The sequence below is a fragment of the Paenibacillus sp. 203 genome, from assembly GCF_037027525.1.
Taxonomy (GTDB): domain Bacteria; phylum Bacillota; class Bacilli; order Paenibacillales; family Paenibacillaceae; genus Paenibacillus; species Paenibacillus polymyxa_B.
In genome coordinates this window covers 265,727-287,498 of the sequence record NZ_JAXCHD010000004.1, presented here as the reverse complement: position 1 = coordinate 287,498, position 21,772 = coordinate 265,727, and the positions used below count along the sequence as shown (strand labels likewise).

Genomic DNA, 21,772 nt, shown 5'->3' with positions numbered 1-21,772 from the left:
AAATCCATGTCAACGCTTTCACTTAAGCGTAATGAAATGAAAAAACCTTATAGATCATGTACAAATCTATATATAACACTGCATTTTGGATCATTAAAAAAGGCTGATTATGAGAGTGTCCATAATCAGCCTTTTGTTTTACACTATGTGGTCAAACAGGGCGTCTAATCATAGAAGCCCTTGATGCATAAGGTTTTTTCAACCTATTACATCATGCCGCCCATCTTTGATTTACTCTCGCAGAGGAACGTCGTAAAACTTATCTTCTATTGTATAGCTTGTTTGGGCTTATCTTCAGAAAGTTTTATTCGTCTACATCCGCCCTCAGAACTGGCCTTGTGAATCTGGTGGAGTTAAAGGGAGTACTAGTTGTGTCTCATCTATTATTTTGAACAAGCATTGTATTGAAGAGCCAGCGAAAATTCCATCTGAAATACTGAGCTAGATGCCAATCTTCATAGCCATTTAATACACCTTCATTTAACCAGTAAGACTCTGGTTTTCCGCTCGTCACAGCTTCAGACACATAAGCGATCGTTTTTTCTAAAAAGCGAATGACATCTAGGATTTTATCTGGAGTGGACACATCTCCATGCCCGGGAATGACAGTATCTACCTTCAGATCTCTTTGAATGCGTCTAAGGATGCGTATCCAAGCGTAGGGATTACCGTATGGCATGACCGGAATCGTCTTGTTGGTTATTAAATCACCAGCAATCAAGGTTCGTTCTTCAGGCACGTAAATAACGGCATCGCTTAAAGAATGGCCGCCTCCGTAGGATAAAACTTCGACAGTGCGTTTTGCTCCTTTTATAACTAGTTTATCGTCAAAAGTTATCGTGGGTATCACCCTACGAAGGGAAGGGATAGCATCATACAGGGCTCTCTGCACGGAAAGATCATAGCCGATTTCGGTTAACATGTGCGGATTTTTTTCTTGTGAACGTACTTGATGTAGGCTATTTATTAACTTCTGAATGTTTTGTTGCATTAGATCAATATTCACTTTACCCATTTTAGATAGCAAATCTCTTGTCCAAACGGTAGATATAAAATCACTTTCCATGAATTCCTGATTGCCGTTGACATGATCTCCATGGAAATGAGTATTGATCACATATTTAATTGGTTTATTCGTTAATTGTTCTGCGGTTTGACGTAACAAAGTACCAGAATGCGGTAGGTTGGTTGTGTCCACAACAACGGTCAAATCCCCAATGTCAATAATTGCTGCATTCCCCAGCGAACCACTACCAGGTACCGAAATAGCACCCCAGATACCTTCCGCTGCTTGTTGAATCGTGAAATATTTGTTGTTCATTGTTTATGCCTCCATCAAAATAAGTTTGACACCATTTCCTTTTATCTTTAGTTTTTTTATGTTTCATGTATATCAATTAGCAACTTTAGCTTACAAGTTAGAGTTAACTAGAAATCAAGCACAAATTTTTGAAATGAAGTTAGAGGTGCAAATATCGACTTCGAGTTGAGTTAAAGATGTATAATAGTTTTAAATTTTGGTTTAGAAAAAAGGAGTGACATAAAAAACAATGCTTACTATAAGTCAAGTATCAGAAAGAACAGGGCTAACTCCTTATACGATTCGCTATTATGAAAAAATTGGAGTGCTACAGGAACCAAATCGAAGAAATGGAAGGACACGCATTTATACCGAAAGTGAGGTTTCATATATACAATGTTTAATTAGATTAAAAAAATTGGGATTGTCGCTTGAGGAGATTACGGAATTTACTCGTGACGGATGTGTACTGGATAAAATTCAAAAAGGGGAAGAAGTTGCTAATTTTACTCCTGCCTTACACATACGGATAGAAATTCTTGAAAAGCATCTGGTGGAACTGGAATCCAAGCGGCAGGAACTTGAGTGCATGATTTCCCTTGCTAACGAGAAGATAGCCCTGTACCAAAAACTTACGAAAGACGATATAGTAATGTAGAAGACCTGGTTCACCACCAGCATATACGATGGCAACAGAATTGATTGAACTAACGGGAAACGTTAGTTCAATGAAATAGCGATAGTCTAGGGCTTTATTTTCCCGTCCTAGGCTACCATTGTTTCTTTTATTGTAGTTATCAAAACTTTATTTTCATCGAACATTTAAATAGCAGTTCTGCCTTGAATGTCCGTCTGTAAGCAATTTTTCAACTAAAAAGCTCTGCCGACCTTAAGGTTAGCAGAGCTTTTTAATTTATTTAGAGTATTCACTTACTTCAAACGTCAGGATACGATCATACAGCATATAATCCTTTCGGCTGCTGAATGGACCTTTATTGTTATCGTGCTTGTTGATTGCGTATGAAGCTGATCCAGAACCAGCCTGCTTGCTCTCATACCAGCCAATAAAGTCATTTACCTCTTTCATGCTGAGGTCGAATTCTTTTTCCAATCCGGTTGTCATAGTAACTACCATGATTGCGCGATTGCCTGTTGGTTGAGACGGTTCAGTAGGTTGCTCTGGATCAGTTGGTTCGGTGTTATCCCCATTAGGAACTATAGTAATTGGATCGCTTTTAAAAGATTCATGTCCTAATACATCAACTGCGGAAATTTGAAATTCATACTTAGTCCCATTAATAAGTTTGGTTATCTCAAGTTCTGTTGTTGGATTTTCAATCGAAGTTACGAGTTTACCATCCTGATAAATATTATACTTTTTAAAATCAGATTGCTCATTCTTATTCCAACTTAACAAAGCAGAAGAATCCTTTCCAACTCCTTTAAGTTGTTCTGGTATTAGAGGAGCAGGATAAAATACTCCTGATTTTAAATCATACGAACCTTGATAATAGTATGGGTAATCTATAGGCGTAGGTGATTTATCATTAGGTGATAAACCTAGTTTAAACAGTCCTGCAGCAGTGTAATTAGAAATATTTCCATCTAAAGTAAACTTCAATTCGTTCGTAGAACTTGAGATAACATTTACTCCATATTCATCAGTTGGGTTTTTCCCCCAAGATGTTTTACTATCATTAAAATCAAAATTGTTATAATTATCTCCGCCTTTTGAAGCCTTTTTTTTGCCAAAAAGCTCGGGTAGGTTTTCACCAGTAACAGTAAAAATAGTACTCTTATTGATTTTAGTATCACTTGCTGTTATTGAAGTCACTTTGACTGGACTTGCAGTTTCACTATGAACTATTCCAGTAAACGCAATGAAAAACATTAGCATAAGTGGGGCAAGATAAGTTATTTTTTTCAATTTAAAATCTCCTTTTGTTTTGTGTAACCACATCATATTATCTAGGGTTCACACTGTCTAAACATAAACTTGCTAATCTATAAATATGATCCAAATATTTGCATATTTATTTTTTATTGGGCATGATAAAAGGACTCTATCAGCCACACTCTGTAGAGTCCCTCACGCTTATTTCACTATGAATCTTACCTTAGCTCCATCAGCATACTTATCTAACTGATGACTTACCCATGATCCTGCTCCCCGGTTATCACTAGGAGTTATGTATCGAATATCGGCGCATATAGCCATCGGCCATTCATCGCGGTCATAGCCTTTTTTAGTTGGATAGCCCTTCAGAGGTTCCCTACGGTTTTCTTCAGCTCCATCCCTGTCAATTGTGCAAACGGCGAAATGTCCAGCTGCTATTGCATCTCTAATATGCGCCCCGGTTTCAGGGTAACGTGAACTTGCCAACGTATACCCAGCTGCTTGTTGACTGATTGCTGCCGGTTCAGCGTAAACGCCCTGAACGGAAAAAATAGATGCCAATAAAAATACAATTAATCCTCTTACAAATCCTTTTATCATATGACACTTCCATAGTATTTAAATCTTCTTTATACTAATAGGAGATTCATGTCGAAGTATCGCAAAGCATGTCGCAAAACAAAAAAGACTCGCCAGATACCCAGCAGAGTCTTTTACATCTACTCTAAATTAGAATTTTATACCAATTATCATGTGAGTCTATTAAACAACCCTTTCTACTCTTAACAGTTTACGTTGTCTTATTACATTGATTGTGTCCCCAACAACAATAACCCCATACTCACTTTCATCGACTTCTATCTCTTCTCTTTCCCCGTTTTCATACTCACAAGTAAAAAAATAATCTTCTGAAGGTGAATCATTCTCTAATCTAACACGTTTATCAAGAACTACTGCCCGACGAATTACTTTAGGTGCTCTTTCGTTGCGCCTAGCTGATATCCAAAGTGAAAAAAATAAAATAAAAAGTACAGCTATAAAACCCAATAAAACCATCAACTAGATCCCCGCCTTTTTGACAAATCATTGCGTGTATTATATCGGGATAAATCAGGTGTTTATTTACATCTGCCTATAGCACTACTTACTTACTCTAAACTCAAACTGCCCCCTCATATAATGCTTTTCCTGATATTTTAACTGACTCAGAAGAAATTCTTTCGACTACTCCACCATAGTCTACGATCTCTACTATTTCCTCACCTAACGGCTTTACTACATATACTCTTACCTAGCTTAATGCAGCTGTAAACAGTTCTATGTCCAACTTTAACACTTTATATGTATGATTCATTCTGATCACCTCGGTCATTCATTCGATGAACGATGTGGTAATTCCTTCAACAAAAAAATCCCCGTCGACCAATTAAGGTTAGCGAGGATTGCTGTACTGCCGTTTAGGAACCTCCAACTTGCACAAGGATCTGGATGCCAGGTACAGTGATGAAAACTAAAAAGCTACTCGCAACAATTAACAGTCCCATTTTTCTCAACATTACCTATCCACACCTTTTCAATTAGATTGGAGAACTCTGTTTTGATTTCAGGAGTCGCATAGACTTGGAAACGCATAAACAGGCCAATACAATTTATAAAGTAAGTCTCATTATTTATTATATGTGACTTTACCATTGCAAATAACAATTGTTTAAAACCAACACTGTACCTTTCTCTGTTTAAATAATAGTAGGCCATTTCGTAACCAAACCATGCAATGTAGTCGGGTACTACTTGTTGGCTGTACATATCAGTAGATGTCGGGAGTTGAGTAAAGGCATCAATCTCTTTTTTAAACCTTGAAAGTACATCATCAACATCCAAATTATATTGATTAGCAGCTATCATAACGTTTAACAGCTTTGAAAGTTTCTCACCTTCCATGGTATCTGCTGTTTCTGCTATGTATTCAACATAATCTGAGAGCACGCTGACATCTCCTGACAGGAGCTTATTTACATAAATATTGCATCGTGCCCAATCTTGATACATTTCTACCCAATAGAGAGTATCATCATCAGTCTCTTTAACCCAATCCAAGTCCGCATAGGCGTATGTATATTGTAGAGCTTGTTGGTAATCGCCTCGGGCATCACAGACACTCGCACATAGTAAGTCGGCATACGTGATGTACACAAACATCGGACGACTTAGTTTCTTAGCAGCCTCATTGCGTTCTTGGTTCTTCTGTTGATGTTTCCAATTGTATTGGATTTCAGCTTTAGCTCTCATCACCCTTGCTATTTCATCAACCTTGTCCCATTTACGCAAAGACCTGTACACATTAGCTAAATCCTTTAACGCATCAAGTTGTTCTAAATCATCTAGGCGCTCGACATAAGGCTCAAATAGTATAGCTGCCTTGTGGTTGCGGCTTTGGTCGTCACCAATCTGAATTGTGAATATGCGGTATTGGCAGATGGCTAAGCGCTCAGAATGTTGATATTTCTCCGCTTCAGCCACACCCTCATAGAGCAGTAGCGCAGCCTCATGTCGTCCCTGCGCCAACAATTCTTCTGCAATTTCAAATAGCTTGGGTGAATATAGTAGATTGTCCATGATGGCTCCCACCACTCGACGGATCGCATCCAACTTGTCCAACTCCGCACAGCGAAACAAAAATGGCTCGATTCGCCTCATATTCGGAGGATGGTCGATGATGTAGTTTTCTATAAACAGATCGTAAAAATCCCCTTCTGGTAAACCCATAGCCTCAGTGATTAGATCAAGCTGGTTAACAGACATTGACTTATTCCCTGTCACAATAGCACTTACTATTCCCCTATTCATGCCTGCAAGTTGTCCAAATTGCGCTATGCTCAAACCCTTTTGTTGTAAGTATCTATCTAATTCTGCTCGAATCGTAGGTGTATGCTTCATATCATAGCCACCCTTCATACAGAAATCCCAGTATTTTATAATCATTTACTATTTTTGTCCAGCACTTAACAGTTGTCAATCTTTTTTTGCGAATCATGCGGAAATACTGCGTTTGTCATAAGAGCACTCCTGTAAACAAAAAACACCCCACTGGCTTTAGCCAGCAGGGTGGGATTACAAACAGATTTTCAAAATTGAGCACAACCGGCTTACCCTTCCATTGCTCCATCAGCTTCCACGTCACCTCGGGCGTTTTGTAGGTGACTGTTTGCTTGCTATCCGTCTCCCAAATTTTCTCTCCCAATAGCGCGGAAGGATAGTAGAAAAAGAAACCCGTTTCACTTTCGAGACGGGTTTCCCTGTGCGCTCATGTCCAGTTATGACGGTAAAGGTTTCAACTTCATTGCCTCCGGTTATTTGAATCTCTGCCGGTCGATGGGAAAAGTAAGGCGAATTCTCAGAAATATATTTAAAAATTCGTATTAGTACTAGTCCGAACTCCGAGCTTTCCAGACATGGAACCAGAACCGCTACTTAAACTAACATAAAATTTCCCTGTGGACCATGCCTTGCTTTTATTTAATATGTCATCGAATGTTTTACCAGGTTTTACTGTTCCACTGTACTTTTCCGCACCAGATGCACTTCCCTGATTCACAGTAAAAGTTATAGTAGTGTCTCCTGTGTTTCTCAAGTACAATCTTACATATCCATATCCTCCTTTAACGTCAAAATCAGCAGAATCATTAAATCCAGCTACTGACGAATAACAATTTGTCCATCAGTAGCTTGTGGAGTAATGACATGGTCACCAGTAGTTGTTTTACCAGCATCTTGGGTCGCCGTAGTGGATGTAGTTGCAGAATCATTTCCTGATACACCCCATGTTGTGACATGCACAATGTCACCGTTAGCTCTCCATTGTATTTCATAATTTCCTGAGCGCAGCCCTTGTGAAAAAGAATTTACACTATCCCAGAACAATTTTTTATGAGCGCCAATAGTCTTAACAATATATTGTTTTCCACTGTCTGTATGCACCAGGCTAAAGGTAATGGTTGAACCACCTCTATTTTTGGCAAAAATTTTAAGATGCCCGTATCCCGGATCTAATACAAAACGTGATACTGGGTCCTTTTTGTCGAAAATGTCATCAAAAACATCTCTTGATTTTTGAGGAGTTATGACTTGGTCACTAATAGTTGATTTACCAGCATTTTTGCTCGCAATACTGGATGTATTTGCAGAATCAGACGCATCTGAACTTGCACAGATCACACTCGGCACAACAACAGCCCCCAACAAACTAATAGATAAGGCTGATGAAAAAAATATTTTTTTCTTTTTCACCAATATCATTTCTCCTTTGAGTTATAAACGAAGCAAGGAAAGCTTCAAACCGAATGGCCTGAAGCTTTCCTTGCTTCGTTGCAGTATAAGTAAAAACTTCTCCAATCAAGCGAGCTACCAGTTAGCTTTTCTTATACAAAACTTTATAGCTTGGTTTAATTAAAGTTCATCTGGGTTAGTGGCTGATATAGCCCATGCTGAGGCGTCTACATAAGCTCCGCCGGCACGCCACTGTATTTCATATTTTCCTGAGCGCAATCCGCTTGAAAACCCATCCGTGCTATACCAATTAAATGTATCACCAGCACCCACATACTTGGTAAAATAATCTTTCCCACTGTCGACATGCTTTAAGGTAAAAGTAAGCGTAGCTTTGGTGTTGTTTCTTACACGAATCTTAACATGACCATATCCAGGATCTATGGAGAACTCTGTTAATGGCGACTTGCCGTCAAGGTTCACATTAAAAAGATCTTTTGTTCTAAAAAGACTTATATCATGATTACCAGGTGTTTTCACCTCATCGTGGGTCGCGTACGTCGATGTATTTGCGGAATTAGTTGCAGCATCTGAATCCGCAAAGATCGCACTGGGTACAGCAATAGCTCCTCCTAGCAAACCTAAAGATAAGGCTGACGCAATTAAATGTTTCTTCTTCATAATACTTCTATTCCTCCTTAATATATTAACTACCACTTCATTCTACTAAAAGATTCCATGTTTCTAATTTATTTTACAATAAAATCTTAACGTTGTTTAATAAATCCATATTTATGCATTAACTAACAAGATTATTATGTTCTTTTACAACTCATCCTTTTGAAGCTTTATATCCAGCTCAATCAGACGATCCAAGTCCTGACCGTCTGCATTTTAATATTTCCAGCTTGCAGGTCTTTGACCCACTGAGCTATGCCAGCCTTAACAATCTTCCGGTACTGCGCCTTGCTTTCAAGGATACCTTCTATGATTTCAATCTCGCGTTGTAATGCTGTGTTGTATTGTTCGTCTGCTGTTCCCAATGTCGTATCCCTCGGCTTTCCTATATACTGGAATGCGAGATAGCGGATGTCTGCAAAATGCCACGCGTGGCGGGCCGCTATCTCAGCCGGGGGATACCCTGGATTGGGGGGAGGACGTTAGCGCGTCCTCCTTTTTCCTATGCTACGGGTTTAGCCCGATGCAACAGGACTGGCTCAATACCAGTGCTCTCCAGGAATCGTTTCTTAATAACATCGCAGAAGATCGGGTCCATTTCCAATGTCCGGTCCATCTGCTACAGGTCATAAGCGTGAAGCCGCTGCCGCCGAAGAAATCAACGATCTCGTCACCGCGTTGGTTGCTGTTTTTGATTGGGATGGCCAGCAAATCAAGAGGCTTTTGGGTGGGATGGACGTACTTGTTCACATCGCCCCTCGAAACCTCCCATACTGTCTCGAGGAGCGGGTCCTCAACGGGTAGGCCAGCCTTCCATACCGTTGTCTGTGTCCGATCACCGTACCAAGCAGGAGATTTGCCTTTCATATGAGCATAAAAGACTGGTTCATGTTTGAAACGGCACTGTGCCCAGTCGAAGGTGGCAGCATTCTTCACCCAAACACACTGGGTCCTGCTTACAATGTTTATCGAGGCTTTAATGGTACCAGGGAAAAATGGAGATGGTTTAGATGACTTTCAAATGTAATGGGCATTGTGACTATTCTTATAAATCAGGATTTAACTCGAGACGAGGTAGTAGACATCAATTCAGGTTTGATAAGTTCTCTTTCTAATAAAACCTCCGAAAACGAGAAGAAAATTACAAAGAATAATATTGAGTATAAAATTATGATGACCAAGTACGGAATTATTTTTAGAGCAAGCAGAGCTGAGTAATTCTAAATATAAAGAAAATTCTCAAACATTTGGAGTTTTTGTACAATAAAATTAGTTCAAATCATTCACAGCTAAAGCCCTTCCGGGCTTTTCTTTTCACTATTAAAGCGAACATTTGTACCTATATAAGGAGATAGAATGTATGGCATCTTTCACTAAAATTAAAGCAAACAACAAACAGGGCTATAAGTGGATTTGTACAGTAGACGGTCTACCTAATCCCGTAACTAGTAAGAGAAATCAGATTGCACGTCGAGGTGATACTAAAAAACAAGCTGAGGAGCGGGTACAGAAAGTCTTGGAAGCCCAAAAAAATCACGGAATAGATACAAAGAAAATCAAGAAGCTAACGTTCGAACAGGTAGCCTGGGATTGGTTGAAAACTTATTCCAAGAGCAAAGTAAAGGAAAAATACCGTAAGAGTTAGAGAAAAAGAGATTAAGATCCTACTAAGATATATTTCTAAGGTCATAATAGACAAGGTTACACATAAACAGTATCAGAATATTTTAAACGATTTAGATGATAAAAAGTATGCTAAGACAACCATTGAGGGCGTACATGTAACTGCAAATATGATTATGAAATATGCAATAAAAAACAAAATGAGATTGGATAATCCATGTTCGGGAGCAGTTATCCCGGCGAAAATGTTTACGCTAGAGGAAATTGAAAATATCCCAATCGAGGATGGTTACTTAGTAAAACATGAGCTGGCTGAATTTTTAAATGCAGTTAATGAACATGGCTTACCTGATGACATTGAAATCTTTCACTTGCTTACCTTTTCAGGGATACGATCTGGGGAACTCTGTGCTTTAAAAGATACGGACTTTAACTTTGAGTTAAATGAGTTACGTACGAATAACCAAGACACTTTACAATTCTGATAATAATATGCGTAAATACACTCTAACTCCACCCAAATCTACATTATGTATTCGTAAATTTAATATAATTGACACTCACTATCGATGCTGACTGAAGATGAAGTTGATCTCAAAACGATCATGAAGCAAGTTAGCCAAGATGACGCTAAAACTACATTGAAAGTCTATACGCACGTTACGGAGAAAATGAAGGAAAATGCCAATGAGAAGATTAAAAATCACTTCGCAGACATCCTTCAAATCTGACTGGTTGCATAGAATGTGATTTTTATGTGATTTTATAGAAAAGGACTCCCTCTCGGGAGCCCTTTAAATAGCGGTATTATAGGTTTTTTCAAACCTATTACATCATTCCGCCCATTCCACCCATGCCGCCCATATCAGGCATTGCAGCCTTTTCTGGTTCTGGCTTGTCAGCGATAACCGCTTCGGTAGTCAGGAACATTGCTGCTACGGAAGCAGCGTTTTGCAATGCATAACGAGTTACTTTCGCAGGGTCCACGATACCAGCTTCGATCATGTTTACCCAGTCGCCAGTAGCTGCGTTAAAGCCTACGCCAACTTCTTCGCGTTTCAGACGCTCAACGATTACAGAGCCTTCTTCACCTGCGTTAGCAGCAATGGTGCGGATTGGAGCTTCCAGAGCGCGCAACACGATGTTCACGCCTGTTTGCTCGTCGCCTTGCAGTTCAACAGCTGCCACTGCTTTGTATACGTTCAGGAGCGCTACACCACCACCGGATACGATACCTTCTTCAACCGCAGCACGGGTTGCGTTCAGGGCATCTTCGATGCGCAGTTTGCGTTCTTTCAATTCTGTTTCAGTAGCCGCACCAACTTTGATGACTGCTACGCCGCCGGACAATTTAGCAAGACGCTCTTGCAGTTTCTCTTTGTCGAACTCGGAAGTAGTTTCTTCCAGTTGCGTGCGGATTTGGCTAACACGAGCGTCGATGTCGGCTTTGTTTCCAGCACCGTCAACCACAATCGTATTTTCTTTAGTGATACGCACTTGACGTGCTGTACCCAGTTGGTCTACGGAAGCGGTTTTCAGGTCCAGACCCAGTTCTTCTGTAATCACTTGACCGCCTGTAAGGGCAGCGATATCTTGCAGCATTGCTTTACGACGGTCACCAAAGCCTGGAGCTTTAACAGCTACAGCGTTGAATGTACCACGCAGTTTGTTAACAACGAGCATAGCCAGTGCTTCGCCTTCGATGTCTTCAGCGATCAGAACGAGTGGCTTGCCTTGTTGTACAATTTTTTCAAGCAATGGCAGGATTTCTTGTGTGTTTGTGATTTTTTTGTCTGTGATCAGGATATACGGATTGTCCAGTACAGCTTCCATTTTGTCCGTATCTGTAATCATGTACGGGGAAATGTAGCCACGGTCAAATTGCATACCTTCAACCACTTCCAGCTCTGTTGCAAAACCGCGGGATTCTTCAACAGTGATTACACCGTCTTTGCCCACTTTTTCCATAGCTTCAGCGATCAGTTCGCCTACTTCGTCATCAGCAGCGGAAATACCAGCTACTTGAGCAATGGATTGTTTGCTTTCGATTGGTTTGGAGATGGCTTGCAGTTCAGCGACAGCCGCTTTAACCGCTTTGTCGATCCCTTTACGGATACCGATTGGGCTTGCGCCAGCAGTTACGTTTTTCAGGCCTTCTGTGATAAGGGCTTGAGCCAAAACAGTAGCAGTAGTCGTACCATCACCAGCTACATCGTTCGTTTTGGTTGCTACTTCTTTAACCAGTTGAGCGCCCATGTTTTCGAACGCGTCTTCCAGCTCGATTTCTTTTGCAATCGTTACACCGTCATTGGTGATGAGCGGGCTACCGAATTTTTTCTCCAGTACAACGTTACGGCCTTTCGGTCCGAGTGTTACTTTAACAGCATTAGCCAATGCGTCAACCCCGCGCAACATAGAGCGACGAGCGTCTTCACTGAATTTAATATCTTTAGCCATTTGTGATAAACCTCCCTATGGATTATGAATGATTTGTTTCAATTCCTATATTCAGGTCTTGTCCGGGTTCCGGTTAACCGATGATCGCGTGGATATCGCTTTCTTTCATAATCAAATATTCTTTACCTTCATATTTGATTTCCGTTCCAGCGTATTTAGAGAAAATGACACGGTCGCCTTCTTTTACTTCCAGAGGAATACGGGCACCGTCTTTCAATGCGCCTGCGCCAACCGCGATAATTTTGCCTTCTTGCGGCTTTTCCTTGGCAGAGTCAGGAAGTACGATCCCGAAGGAAGTCGTTGTCTCTTGCTCAATTGCTTCCACCAATACGCGTTCACCCAAAGGTTTGATCATGAAAAAATAGCCTCCTTATTAAGTGTTTTATCCTGTAATTTGGTTGTTATGTTGTATGTATTAGCACTCGACAGTCATCAGTGCTAACAACCAACTTTATGATACTCAACTTGGGATTGAATTTCAAGTCCCTAATGTATTTTTTATGGGAATTTTTATGGACAGCCCTTCCCGATTATATCCATCTATCTGAAAAATAACCGTTAACTCAAGATAACTCAAGACTAATGGTTAGATTTAAGGTAGCTAAGCTGCTGCTGTTATGCTCTATAAATAGCCATGATATACAAATGCCATTCATTATCTGCAATTGCCATGTAGCGCGGACCCGAATAAATTGTTTACTGAGCCATTCAGGTCCTGCTTTATTATTCTGAAGCTACACGCAATTGGGCCTCACGTTCCTCCTGTGCACGCAGCTGCCTGCGGTACACGACCGAAGACAAATACACGCTCACTTCATATAGCACCAGCAACGGAATCGCCACCAAAAAATCGGAAATAAAGTCCGGCGGGGTAATGACAACCGCAACGAACACAAGCAGAAAATAAGAAATCTTCCGCCATTTGCGGAGCCGCATTGGTGTTAAAACATGAATCCCCGTCAGAAACATGATAAGCAGGGGGAGCTCAAACAGCAGCGCTACAGGTAGTACAATATTAAACATAAAGGTGAAATATTGTGCGATCCCGTACGTTTCCTGTAATCCCATACTTTTGGTAACCGACGATGTAAACTGAATTGCCATCGGGAAAATAATGAAATAAGCGAAAGCTGTCCCAATGATGAACAAAAGCAGCACATAAGGCACATACCGCAAAGTCGCACTTCGTTCTTGTGGTCTTAAGCCGGGGCTGACAAACTTCCACAGTTGGTAGCAAGCAAACGGTAGCGCCACCGCAATCCCGATGATCATGGCGATCTTCATGTAGATACCGATCCCGTCCCAAAAGGAAAACGCGTTTAACTGAAAAGCTTGCGCCGAACCGGAGCGAATAAGCCAGTCATAGACAGAACCCGCCGCGAACAGACCACCAGCCAGTGCCAATACAAATACAATTAGCACATAGATAATTCTGCGGCGAAGCTCTCCCAGATGTTCCATTAGCGGCATTTCATGCTCTGATGGGGTCAAGTCCACTCCTCCTTTCTGAACGGAACGCAGCAGCGCCTCCTAAAAAATAAAGCCCTTCACTGAAGAAGAGGCTTTTGTTTATTGTACTAGATCAAGAATCGATCACTAAATCTATGACAAGCGTTTATCCTCAGGCTGAGGTTGAACTTCTGAAGACGTCGTTGGTGATGCTTTGACCACACTATCTTTGCTGTCTTTACGCTCAGTCCGTTCATCTTCTGATAAAATATCGCGTGCCCCGTTTTTAAACTCACGGAATGTACGCCCTACAGCTCGACCCAACTCAGGCAGCTTGTTCGGACCAAATAGCAGCAGCGCCAGAATAATTAACAAAATATAACCCGGTGCTCCAATATTGGGCATGTGTAGTAATCCTCCTTATGTTGACGGACAAAATAACAATCTTTGTCCGTATACGGCCTTATAAATTCTATAGGTATCATACCACACACGATGTGCTGCCTTCTACCGGAACTGGCCTGTCACCATAAGCAGCGCTTCTGGAAGTTGGTCCATTATCGCTGCCAAATTTTCATGCACACCTTTGGGCGTTCCTGGCAAATTGACGATCAGTGTACGTCCGCGTATTCCTACGATTCCACGGAATAGCATAGCCGCTGGATTTTTCTGCATCACGATCATTCTCATGGCTTCCGCCATGCCTGGCACTTCCCGTTCCACAACCCGCCTAGTCGCCTCCGGTGTCACATCACGGATCGCCAGCTCGGTTCCACCCGTAGTTAGTACCAGGTCCGCATGAAAATAATCGGTCATTTCGATTAAAGCTGCAATAATTTCATCCGGTTCATCGGGAACGATCCGGTATTCCACAATCTCTCCGCCCAGTTCTTCTTCGATGAGTTCCCGGATGACCTGTGCGCTTGTATCCTCACGCTCTCCCCTTGCCCCTTTATCACTGGCTGTTAGGATCGCCGTTTTCCACACCATAAGATCACCCTTCTCCTATCATGAAAGAATACTTTCTCTTCTGAAAATCAGAAACAGCCACGCTGCATCCTCCATCACATCACAGTACCCTCTCGGCGACAATGTTGTCTATGTCAAGGTTCCCGGTGGTCCTCCCTTTGAAAATCCCCATGCTTGCCACCTGTTTTGGATTGCAGCATGGTAGGGCCGATGATCATATCTTTTTGCAGCGCCTTGCACATATCATACACGGTTAACGCTGCGGCTGAAGCCGCTGTCAAAGCTTCCATTTCTACACCTGTCTTACCTTCGGTCTTCACTTCAACTTCAATATGAAGCACATCATGTCCATTATCGGAAAAAGTAATGTTCACGCCTGTCAGGGCCAGTGGATGACACATCGGTATCCAGTCTGACGTTTTTTTCGCGCCTTGAATCCCGGCGACCTGGGCCACAGCAAGAACATCACCCTTGCCGATTCTTCCTTCTTTTACAGCCGTCAATGTAGCCGGATTCATCGTAATCTGAGTCACGGCAACTGCTGTACGAATCGTAGACGTTTTACCCGAAATATCTACCATCCGAGCCCGTCCCTGTTCATTAAAATGAGTAAAGGAATCCACGACTCCCTCACAACTCCTTTCACATACCCAACTTTACTTCATTCATCATTTGTCAATAATCACAATCTAAGCGTCCATCCAGAGTAAACAGCACGTCCACTCGCAAATCCCTTGGCTCCATGGGCACCTGTGTTAGCAATTGTCCCGGCAACAGCAGCGAGACATAAAGCGGACCTACATGGCTGTTGTTACGCTTCTCTGCCTCTACCTGTACGGTAAAGCGGTCATAATAGCCTCCGCCGTAGCCGATCCTGCCCCCACGACGATCAAAGGCCAAGCCGGGCACAACAACCCAGTCAATTCCCGTCCACATTTCAGGCGACCATTCCTTGCATGTCAAAGCAGGCTCAGGGATGTTCCAGATGCCGGGTACAATATCTCCGTACTGATCCATCTCCCTCACCTCCATAGTCCGAGTTACCGGATCCACTCTTGGGGCTAGGACACGATCTCCCTGTGACCAGCAATGCTCAATGAGGGGAGTCGTCGAAATCTCGCTGCCAAAAGAGAGATAACTAAATAAGGTTAGCTTATCTCCGTTTCTGTCTATTCTAAGCTGCTCCCATGCCTCGATTGCATGCCGACAGGCCACAGCCGATGCCTTCTGCCTTGTCAGCGGGTCCATGGAGTCACGCGCTTCCCGTTGCTGCAAACGCAGCGCGTTCTTCACATTACAGACATCCATCACATCCGCCCTCCCGCACAATCGCCGATAATCTTTAAAACGTTACTATTGTCCCATTTGTCAGTAAGTGCTGTACGTTGCAAGTTTTTTTCATTCTTTTTCACTTCTCGTTTAAGTTTATCATTGTTTATACAAATTGACTACACGCGGCTCAAGGGTTTACAGGGTGAAAGCAGTGCAATAGTGGGTAATTTCATGTAAACTGGAAGGAAGGTACCTGTGAAGAAAGCAGGTAGAACTGTGCAAAATGTAATGGAGGAACGATACGCTATGCTATTGCAAGTAACCGGAATTACTAAATCTTATGGAATTGAGCCCGTTCTGGACGGGATTAACCTTCAAATATTGGAACGTGAACGTATTGGACTCGTAGGTGTGAACGGTGCAGGCAAATCGACCCTGCTCAAAATTATTGCTGGTGAAATATCCTATGACAGTGGACAAATTTTCAAGGCGAAGGAGACCAGCATCGGTTATCTGGCGCAAAACAGCGGCTTGAATTCTGATCGTTCTATCTGGGGGGAAATGATGCTGGTGTTCACTCCCCTGATTGAAGCGGAACGGGAACTGCGGCAAATGGAACAGGACATCGCTGACCTGGCCAATGCTCAAAACGAAAAACGTTACGCAGATCTGCTGGAACGCTATGCACGTCGTTCAGACTGGTTCAAGGATCACGGTGGTTATGAAATGGAGACCCGTATTCGCAGCGTGCTGCACGGTATGGGCTTTGGTTCATTTGCACCTGAGACGCCCGTAGCTACTCTGAGCGGAGGACAGAAAACTCGGCTTGCGCTAGCGCGCATCCTACTGCTCGCACCAGATGTCCTTATGCTCGATGAGCCTACCAACTATCTGGATATTCAAACACTGACCTGGTTGGAGGATTATTTGCGCGGCTACTCCGGTTCTCTGCTGGTAGTATCACATGACCGTTATTTCTTGGACCGACTGGTAACGACGATTATTGAAATTGAACGCCATCGTTCTACTCGATATACAGGCAACTACAGCCGCTACATGGAGCTGAAGGCTGCCGAGTACGAAACGAATCTGAAGCATTACGAAAAGCAGCAAGGAGAAATTGCCCGTTTAGAAGCATTCGTACAACGTAATATCGTGCGGGCTTCCACGACCAAACGCGCTCAAAGTCGGCGCAAGCAGCTAGATAAAATGGAGCGTATGGATCGGCCCATGGGAGATTTGAAAAAGGCTCATTTTTCCTTTGAAACAGCCCATATGTCAGGTAAGGAAGTACTGGAGGTACGTGACCTCTCTGTGGGGTATGAAGGTAAAAAGCCTTTATTCCAGCATGCATCGTTCGATTTAAAACGTGGAGATACCGTGGCACTGATTGGTCCGAACGGGATCGGAAAATCGACGTTGCTCAAATGTCTGACCGGATCACTTAAACCTGCTGCTGGCTCCATCCACTGGGGCACGAAAATCAAAATCGGCCTGTATGACCAGGAGCAGACGAACCTGAACCCCGCCAATACCGTACTGGAGGAGTTGTGGAGCGAGTACCCTCATATGGAAGAAGCACGTATTCGTACAGTGCTAGGTAATTTCCTGTTTAGCGGTGACGATGTACTTAAGAAGGTAGCTGCATTAAGCGGAGGGGAAAAAGCCCGTGTATCTCTGGCCAAGCTCATGCTGCGCGAAGCCAACGTGTTAATTCTAGATGAGCCTACCAACCATCTGGATCTGTTTAGCAAGGAAGTGCTGGAAGCGGCTTTGATGGACTATGACGGTACGCTGCTGTTCATTTCCCATGACCGTTATTTCCTGAACAAAATGGCGGAACGTGTCATCGAGCTTCATCCTGGGGGGATAGAACATTTCCTGGGGAATTATGATGACTATGTAGCCAAAAAGCAGGAGTTAGAGGAAATTGCGCAAGAAGCTCTGGAGGCAAATCAGGCCACACGCGGCAAAACATCGGCTACCTCTGCATCCGTGACAGACGAGACCACATCCAAATCACGCGCCGCCACCTATGCGGCAGACAAACAAGCCAAAAGCGAGGAACGTAGCCGTCAACGCAAGCTGGAGGCATTGGAAAACCAGATCAAAACGCTGGAAGAACAAATTTTAGGGCTGGAGGAACAAATGACCCTGCCTGAGATTTATCAGGATTACACAGCGCTTCAGAATATTCAGGCACAACTCGACACCCTTAAACAGGAATTGACTGAAACCTATACCTCTTGGGAAGAGCTGTTAGAAGAATAAAAACTACTGCATAAAATCTTAGCCTTAAAAATTTCACATTTTCCTCTTCTATATTTTTGTACACAAGATTATCCACAGTTCATGTGTATGAATGAGATTGAAAAATGGCCTTTTGGGCCATTTTTTTATTGATAAAAAGCCATTTTCAAATGAAAACCAAATTTATCCACCCTTTTATCCACATTATCCACAGATTTCACAAGAACTAAAGGTGTTACATATCCCCCAACTTGCTATCTCCAAAAAGTCTTAGCCTGCTTGCTTCGGACTCGGTTATCCACATTCAAATCGGTATATGTGGATAACTTTGTTCACAACTTGACAAATCACATCATTATTCGGGCAATATCAAAATTCCAGATTTTTTTGATGGATCATGAAAAATCGTGAACAATTGTGACGAATAATGCGAGTGAATGAGAGGCTGCCTTTCATTTGCTCAAACTCCTGTATTTTATCCTCTTGAATTTATATTTTTATGATAGTTTTGGAGCGGACAAAAAAGACACGACTCAACTGTGCCGTGTCTTGCTCATTCTTCTTCAATTAAGTTTGGACAGACCATTCTTCCAGAGACAGCCCTGGATCAGCCTTCATATCCAATGAGGTAAATTCCCCGCGCTTCCATTTGGCGTAGGCCGCAGCGCCGATCATCGCTGCATTATCTGTGCAATATTTCATCGATGGTACAAGCAGCTCGATTCCTTCGCGCTCACAGCGCTCCCGCAATGCTGTACGCAGTCCGCGATTAGCAGCCACACCGCCACAAAGCAGGAGCTGCTTCGCACCGTATTCACGCATGGCACGAATCGCCTTTTCCACCAGCACCTCGACGACCGACTCTTGAAAGCCTCTTGCGATCGCTCCCACATGAACGGTTTCTCCGCGCATTTTCGTCTGGTTAATTACATTCAGCACCGCAGATTTCAAACCGCTAAAGCTAAAATCATAAGAATCCGGCTCCAGCCATGCACGCGGCAAAGTAACCACTTCCTCCGATTCATGAGCCACACGATCCACATGCGGGCCACCGGGATACGGAAACCCAATCGCTCTCGCTACTTTGTCGTAGGCTTCCCCAACCGCATCATCCCTTGTACGACCAATGAGTTGAAAATGACCTTCGGACTCCATCAGCACCAGCTCTGTATGTCCTCCTGACACAACGAGAGCAATGCACGGATATACGATATCATGCTCCAGCTGATTGGCATAAATATGTCCCGCGATATGATGCGTCCCGATTAATGGCTTGCCGAACGCCAAGGCAGCACTCTTGGCAGCGACAATCCCAACCAACAATGCGCCAACCAGTCCTGGTCCTTGTGTCACGGCAACCGCCGAAATCTCACGAGGGGTAATTCCCGATGTTTGCATGGCCTCGTCCAGCATGTAGGTGATGCTCTCCACATGTTTGCGTGAAGCTACCTCTGGCACAACACCACCAAAGGCTTTGTGTGTTTCAATCTGACTGGAAATCAAATTTGAGAGCACCTCTGTGCCATTTTTCACGACGGAAACAGCCGTCTCATCACAACTCGTTTCCACTGCCAGTATATAGCAAGGCTCGCCGGAGGCGGAGCCTGTACCTGCTTTTTCCTCTTGCGTCATTGCTTCTGCACGCTTCCTTCCTGTTCACCGGATGCCCCATGCGCGGGAAGATCCGCCCACATGATCACGGCATCCTCGTTATTATCCGAATAATAGCCTTTGCGCACACCTGCGGGCTTAAAGCCTTTTTTCTCATACAAGCCCTGAGCGATCCGGTTCGTTACCCGCACCTCCAGCGTCATACGTTCCATCCCTAAATAAGAGGCCGTCTGCATCAGCTCATCCAACAGCTTGTCCCCAAGCTTGCGTCCGCGATAAGCCTCACGAATCGCAATATTCGTAATATGGGCCTCATCCATAATCGTCCACATGCCTGCGTAACCAATGGCTCGTCCGTCTAGTTCCATAATCATATATTTAGCGAAATGATTCATCGTCAGCTCATTGCGGAATGCTTCCTCCGTCCACGGCAGCGTGAACGCTTCATGCTCAATCTCCAGCACATCGGGAATATCATCCAGTTGCATCAAGCGAAACTCAAGTTTCTCTTCCCGCTGTATGTTCTTTGCCATGTTGTTCACCGCTCTCTTCAGCGCTGACGAAGCAGATTGGCTTCCGCCTCCGCCAGCTGGGTATAATTAGGAACCAGCGTATGTAGCTCGTCATGTTCTTGACGAAGCAGCTTATCCGCCCCAAGGCGGCCAACCCATCTTCCCTCCAGCTCATAAGGTATGATACGTAGCTCGCTCCAAGCACGCAGGCGCTCGGCTGTTTCGGCGTGAACCGCCGTTTCACCGACTAGCCAAATGACCGGAGGACGCTCTTCAGAGGGCAAAGCCTCCAGCCGTTGCAGCAGGTCATCGGTCCAAGCAGTCATTAAGCGAATTGCATCTGGCTCCAGCCGTTGCGGACTCTCGACGTCGTCAACTGTATTCACGGCGAACAGCCCCGTGTAAACCTGACCACGGCGCGCATCCAGCACAGGCACAATCCAGTCTGCTGCCTGCGCTCCGGACGAACCGTTATTCACAGACTCATTTTTAGTTTCTTGTCCCTTCATCTCGATGCCGCGATTCCAACCACCCCACGCCAAAGCATGCAAAGTGGATATGGACGTCACCGGGATACCCCAGGCCCAAGCGAGTGTTTTGGCTGCGGTCACCGCAATCCGGATACCAGTATAAGACCCCGGTCCAACACCAACTGCAATACCATCTACATCATCTCGTGTCAGCCCTTCTTCATTCAGCAGTCGTTCCAGCTCGGTAATCACATGCACGGAGTGATTACGTTCGCCATAGACGTTGCTTTCTCCCAGCAATTCTCTTCCATTCATCAGAGCGGCCGCCATCACGGTCGTCGCTGTATCTAACGTCAAAAACCGCTCACGCGGCTTTACATTCACATCTGTATGCTCTCTTTGCATGGTTCAAACTCCATTCTCCCGCAAACTGCGGCACCATTGTTCATAAGGCTCGCCGTACCCGGTCAGGTGAATCAAGCGCTCCCCCACATCCGTTGTTTCTATATACAGGTGAAGCCGCTGCTCTGGCAATATATCCGGTATAATACTACCCCATTCCACCAGACATACTCCTGTCCCGTAAAAATATTCGTCCAGCCCGAGATCCTCCGCCTCGTCCTGGGAAATCCGGTACACATCCATATGATACAAAGGCAATCGGCCCTCGTACTCCTTAATGAGGGTAAAGGTTGGACTATTTACGATGCCCGGCACACCTAAATGGCCGGCAAAAGCCTTGGAAAAAGCAGTTTTGCCCGCTCCCAGATCTCCATCCAGCACAATCACCGTTCCGGGAACCGCTTTGGCTGCCAAAAAACCTGCCAATGACCCGGTCTGTGCCTCTGAGACAGAACGGAACGTAAACTGCTCCTGCGAAATTGTCATATATTTTAATCACCTTTCGTCCGAATCGGACCGTTCCAACTTGTTCTTTATTATATAGTTCACCTTATGTCGCCGCAAGGCATGAAGACATGCTATTGTAAGTTAGTGATACACACAGGGAGGGATTGAA

24 protein-coding genes and 2 pseudogenes are annotated in these 21,772 nt (G+C 43.7%); 5 read left to right on the top strand and 21 right to left on the bottom strand.

Annotation, left to right across the window (positions count from 1 at the left end; genetic code table 11):
* Positions 1-376: 376 nt before the first annotated feature.
* Positions 377-1,321 carry an MBL fold metallo-hydrolase gene (locus WA407_RS10715; RefSeq protein WP_336077342.1) on the bottom strand — a complete coding sequence of 315 codons (945 nt, stop codon included), beginning with the start codon at positions 1,319-1,321 and terminating at the stop codon, positions 377-379.
* Positions 1,322-1,550: 229 nt separating this feature from the next.
* On the opposite strand from WA407_RS10715, the gene WA407_RS10710 reads away from it, so the two are divergent.
* Positions 1,551-1,958: a MerR family transcriptional regulator gene (locus WA407_RS10710; protein ID WP_023987566.1), complete on the top strand. Its 408-nt coding sequence runs from the start codon at positions 1,551-1,553 to the stop codon at positions 1,956-1,958.
* 255 nt (positions 1,959-2,213) lie between these two features.
* Here WA407_RS10710 and WA407_RS10705 read toward each other — a convergent pair whose 3' ends face one another.
* The 9 genes and pseudogenes from WA407_RS10705 to WA407_RS10665 form a co-directional block, all read right to left on the bottom strand.
* On the bottom strand, positions 2,214-3,227 hold the full coding sequence (locus WA407_RS10705) for a fibronectin type III domain-containing protein (RefSeq protein ID WP_336077341.1): 1,014 nt from the start codon (positions 3,225-3,227) through the stop codon (positions 2,214-2,216).
* Between the two features lie 168 nt (positions 3,228-3,395).
* Entirely contained in the window at positions 3,396-3,797 is a 402-nt protein-coding gene (locus WA407_RS10700; RefSeq protein ID WP_268819837.1) for a sporulation protein, read from the bottom strand.
* A 162-nt stretch (positions 3,798-3,959) separates the two neighbouring features.
* A complete protein-coding gene (locus WA407_RS10695; protein WP_235308349.1) occupies positions 3,960-4,253 on the bottom strand; it encodes a DUF2500 family protein in 294 nt (97 codons plus the stop codon).
* Positions 4,254-4,715: 462 nt separating this feature from the next.
* Positions 4,716-6,134, bottom strand: a complete 1,419-nt coding sequence (locus WA407_RS10690) for a helix-turn-helix domain-containing protein (protein WP_235307702.1) — start codon at positions 6,132-6,134, stop codon at positions 4,716-4,718.
* A gap of 115 nt (positions 6,135-6,249) precedes the next feature.
* A complete protein-coding gene (locus WA407_RS10685) occupies positions 6,250-6,438 on the bottom strand; it encodes a hypothetical protein (RefSeq protein WP_235307701.1) in 189 nt (62 codons plus the stop codon).
* 452 nt (positions 6,439-6,890) lie between these two features.
* On the bottom strand, positions 6,891-7,484 hold the full coding sequence (locus WA407_RS10680; RefSeq protein WP_235307700.1) for a hypothetical protein: 594 nt from the start codon (positions 7,482-7,484) through the stop codon (positions 6,891-6,893).
* 159 nt (positions 7,485-7,643) lie between these two features.
* On the bottom strand, positions 7,644-8,144 hold the full coding sequence (locus WA407_RS10675; protein ID WP_076294993.1) for a hypothetical protein: 501 nt from the start codon (positions 8,142-8,144) through the stop codon (positions 7,644-7,646).
* 144 nt (positions 8,145-8,288) lie between these two features.
* Positions 8,289-8,506, bottom strand: a pseudogene (locus tag WA407_RS10670) (hypothetical protein).
* Between the two features lie 137 nt (positions 8,507-8,643).
* Positions 8,644-9,104: pseudogene (locus tag WA407_RS10665) on the bottom strand (DNA methyltransferase); the annotation flags it as partial.
* Positions 9,105-9,501: 397 nt separating this feature from the next.
* Between WA407_RS10665 and WA407_RS10660 the strand changes: the two are divergent.
* From WA407_RS10660 to WA407_RS10650, 3 genes are all read left to right on the top strand, one after another.
* The gene (locus WA407_RS10660; protein ID WP_235307699.1) at positions 9,502-9,786 is read left to right on the top strand and encodes a hypothetical protein; all 285 of its coding nucleotides are present in this window, start codon (positions 9,502-9,504) and stop codon (positions 9,784-9,786) included.
* A gap of 148 nt (positions 9,787-9,934) precedes the next feature.
* A complete protein-coding gene (locus tag WA407_RS10655; RefSeq protein WP_336077340.1) occupies positions 9,935-10,249 on the top strand; it encodes a hypothetical protein in 315 nt (104 codons plus the stop codon).
* Positions 10,250-10,369: 120 nt separating this feature from the next.
* Positions 10,370-10,495 carry a hypothetical protein gene (locus WA407_RS10650; RefSeq protein WP_442952031.1) on the top strand — a complete coding sequence of 42 codons (126 nt, stop codon included), beginning with the start codon at positions 10,370-10,372 and terminating at the stop codon, positions 10,493-10,495.
* 97 nt (positions 10,496-10,592) lie between these two features.
* On the opposite strand, the gene groL is transcribed toward WA407_RS10650, so the two are convergent.
* The 7 genes from groL to WA407_RS10615 all read right to left on the bottom strand — a co-directional run bounded on the left by groL (position 10,593) and on the right by WA407_RS10615 (position 15,947).
* Entirely contained in the window at positions 10,593-12,221 is a 1,629-nt protein-coding gene (gene groL, locus WA407_RS10645; protein ID WP_013369880.1) for a chaperonin GroEL, read from the bottom strand.
* Positions 12,222-12,294: 73 nt separating this feature from the next.
* A complete protein-coding gene (gene groES, locus WA407_RS10640) occupies positions 12,295-12,576 on the bottom strand; it encodes a co-chaperone GroES (RefSeq protein WP_007429271.1) in 282 nt (93 codons plus the stop codon).
* 368 nt (positions 12,577-12,944) lie between these two features.
* Positions 12,945-13,712, bottom strand: coding sequence for a twin-arginine translocase subunit TatC (tatC, locus tag WA407_RS10635; RefSeq protein ID WP_103048885.1), 768 nt, complete (start codon positions 13,710-13,712; stop codon positions 12,945-12,947).
* A gap of 111 nt (positions 13,713-13,823) precedes the next feature.
* A complete protein-coding gene (locus WA407_RS10630; RefSeq protein ID WP_235307623.1) occupies positions 13,824-14,075 on the bottom strand; it encodes a twin-arginine translocase TatA/TatE family subunit in 252 nt (83 codons plus the stop codon).
* 102 nt (positions 14,076-14,177) lie between these two features.
* On the bottom strand, positions 14,178-14,660 hold the full coding sequence (locus WA407_RS10625; RefSeq protein ID WP_013309212.1) for a MogA/MoaB family molybdenum cofactor biosynthesis protein: 483 nt from the start codon (positions 14,658-14,660) through the stop codon (positions 14,178-14,180).
* 113 nt (positions 14,661-14,773) lie between these two features.
* Positions 14,774-15,262: a cyclic pyranopterin monophosphate synthase MoaC gene (gene moaC / locus WA407_RS10620; RefSeq protein ID WP_013309211.1), complete on the bottom strand. Its 489-nt coding sequence runs from the start codon at positions 15,260-15,262 to the stop codon at positions 14,774-14,776.
* Positions 15,263-15,314: 52 nt separating this feature from the next.
* Positions 15,315-15,947 (bottom strand): 5-formyltetrahydrofolate cyclo-ligase, encoded by a 633-nt coding sequence (locus WA407_RS10615; RefSeq protein WP_254350994.1) that lies wholly within the window; start codon positions 15,945-15,947, stop codon positions 15,315-15,317.
* Positions 15,948-16,217: 270 nt separating this feature from the next.
* Between WA407_RS10615 and WA407_RS10610 the strand changes: the two genes are divergently transcribed.
* Positions 16,218-18,182, top strand: coding sequence for an ABC-F family ATP-binding cassette domain-containing protein (locus WA407_RS10610; RefSeq protein ID WP_336077468.1), 1,965 nt, complete (start codon positions 16,218-16,220; stop codon positions 18,180-18,182).
* Positions 18,183-18,728: 546 nt separating this feature from the next.
* Here the strand turns inward: WA407_RS10610 and tsaD are convergent.
* The 4 genes from tsaD to tsaE are packed head-to-tail and all read right to left on the bottom strand — an operon-like array spanning position 18,729 to position 21,642.
* Positions 18,729-19,793 (bottom strand): tRNA (adenosine(37)-N6)-threonylcarbamoyltransferase complex transferase subunit TsaD, encoded by a 1,065-nt coding sequence (gene tsaD / locus WA407_RS10605; protein WP_023987471.1) that lies wholly within the window; start codon positions 19,791-19,793, stop codon positions 18,729-18,731.
* On the bottom strand, positions 19,790-20,305 hold the full coding sequence (gene rimI, locus WA407_RS10600; RefSeq protein WP_039269584.1) for a ribosomal protein S18-alanine N-acetyltransferase: 516 nt from the start codon (positions 20,303-20,305) through the stop codon (positions 19,790-19,792). The genes tsaD and rimI overlap by 4 nt, the downstream gene beginning before the upstream one ends.
* Positions 20,306-20,322: 17 nt before the next feature.
* Entirely contained in the window at positions 20,323-21,159 is an 837-nt protein-coding gene (tsaB, locus tag WA407_RS10595) for a tRNA (adenosine(37)-N6)-threonylcarbamoyltransferase complex dimerization subunit type 1 TsaB (RefSeq protein WP_336077339.1), read from the bottom strand.
* A 3-nt stretch (positions 21,160-21,162) separates the two neighbouring features.
* Positions 21,163-21,642 (bottom strand): tRNA (adenosine(37)-N6)-threonylcarbamoyltransferase complex ATPase subunit type 1 TsaE, encoded by a 480-nt coding sequence (gene tsaE / locus WA407_RS10590; RefSeq protein WP_254329305.1) that lies wholly within the window; start codon positions 21,640-21,642, stop codon positions 21,163-21,165.
* Between the last annotated feature and the right edge of the window lie 130 nt (positions 21,643-21,772).

What these genes read in the sequence shown, in the direction of transcription:
- WA407_RS10715 (WP_336077342.1), bottom strand. Translation starts at nt 1,321, where the DNA reads ATGAACAACAAATATTTCACGATTCAACAAGCAGCGGAAGGTATCTGG.
- WA407_RS10710 (WP_023987566.1), top strand. Translation starts at nt 1,551, where the DNA reads ATGCTTACTATAAGTCAAGTATCAGAAAGAACAGGGCTAACTCCTTAT.
- WA407_RS10700 (WP_268819837.1), bottom strand. Translation starts at nt 3,797, where the DNA reads ATGATAAAAGGATTTGTAAGAGGATTAATTGTATTTTTATTGGCATCT.
- WA407_RS10695 (WP_235308349.1), bottom strand. Translation starts at nt 4,253, where the DNA reads ATGGTTTTATTGGGTTTTATAGCTGTACTTTTTATTTTATTTTTTTCA.
- WA407_RS10690 (WP_235307702.1), bottom strand. Translation starts at nt 6,134, where the DNA reads ATGAAGCATACACCTACGATTCGAGCAGAATTAGATAGATACTTACAA.
- WA407_RS10675 (WP_076294993.1), bottom strand. Translation starts at nt 8,144, where the DNA reads ATGAAGAAGAAACATTTAATTGCGTCAGCCTTATCTTTAGGTTTGCTA.
- WA407_RS10660 (WP_235307699.1), top strand. Translation starts at nt 9,502, where the DNA reads ATGGCATCTTTCACTAAAATTAAAGCAAACAACAAACAGGGCTATAAG.
- WA407_RS10655 (WP_336077340.1), top strand. Translation starts at nt 9,935, where the DNA reads ATGATTATGAAATATGCAATAAAAAACAAAATGAGATTGGATAATCCA.
- WA407_RS10650 (WP_442952031.1), top strand. Translation starts at nt 10,370, where the DNA reads ATGAAGCAAGTTAGCCAAGATGACGCTAAAACTACATTGAAAGTCTAT.
- groL (WP_013369880.1), bottom strand. Translation starts at nt 12,221, where the DNA reads ATGGCTAAAGATATTAAATTCAGTGAAGACGCTCGTCGCTCTATGTTG.
- groES (WP_007429271.1), bottom strand. Translation starts at nt 12,576, where the DNA reads ATGATCAAACCTTTGGGTGAACGCGTATTGGTGGAAGCAATTGAGCAA.
- WA407_RS10630 (WP_235307623.1), bottom strand. Translation starts at nt 14,075, where the DNA reads ATGCCCAATATTGGAGCACCGGGTTATATTTTGTTAATTATTCTGGCG.
- WA407_RS10625 (WP_013309212.1), bottom strand. Translation starts at nt 14,660, where the DNA reads ATGGTGTGGAAAACGGCGATCCTAACAGCCAGTGATAAAGGGGCAAGG.
- WA407_RS10615 (WP_254350994.1), bottom strand. Translation starts at nt 15,947, where the DNA reads ATGGATGTCTGTAATGTGAAGAACGCGCTGCGTTTGCAGCAACGGGAA.
- WA407_RS10610 (WP_336077468.1), top strand. Translation starts at nt 16,218, where the DNA reads ATGCTATTGCAAGTAACCGGAATTACTAAATCTTATGGAATTGAGCCC.
- tsaD (WP_023987471.1), bottom strand. Translation starts at nt 19,793, where the DNA reads ATGACGCAAGAGGAAAAAGCAGGTACAGGCTCCGCCTCCGGCGAGCCT.
- rimI (WP_039269584.1), bottom strand. Translation starts at nt 20,305, where the DNA reads ATGGCAAAGAACATACAGCGGGAAGAGAAACTTGAGTTTCGCTTGATG.
- tsaB (WP_336077339.1), bottom strand. Translation starts at nt 21,159, where the DNA reads ATGCAAAGAGAGCATACAGATGTGAATGTAAAGCCGCGTGAGCGGTTT.
- tsaE (WP_254329305.1), bottom strand. Translation starts at nt 21,642, where the DNA reads ATGACAATTTCGCAGGAGCAGTTTACGTTCCGTTCTGTCTCAGAGGCA.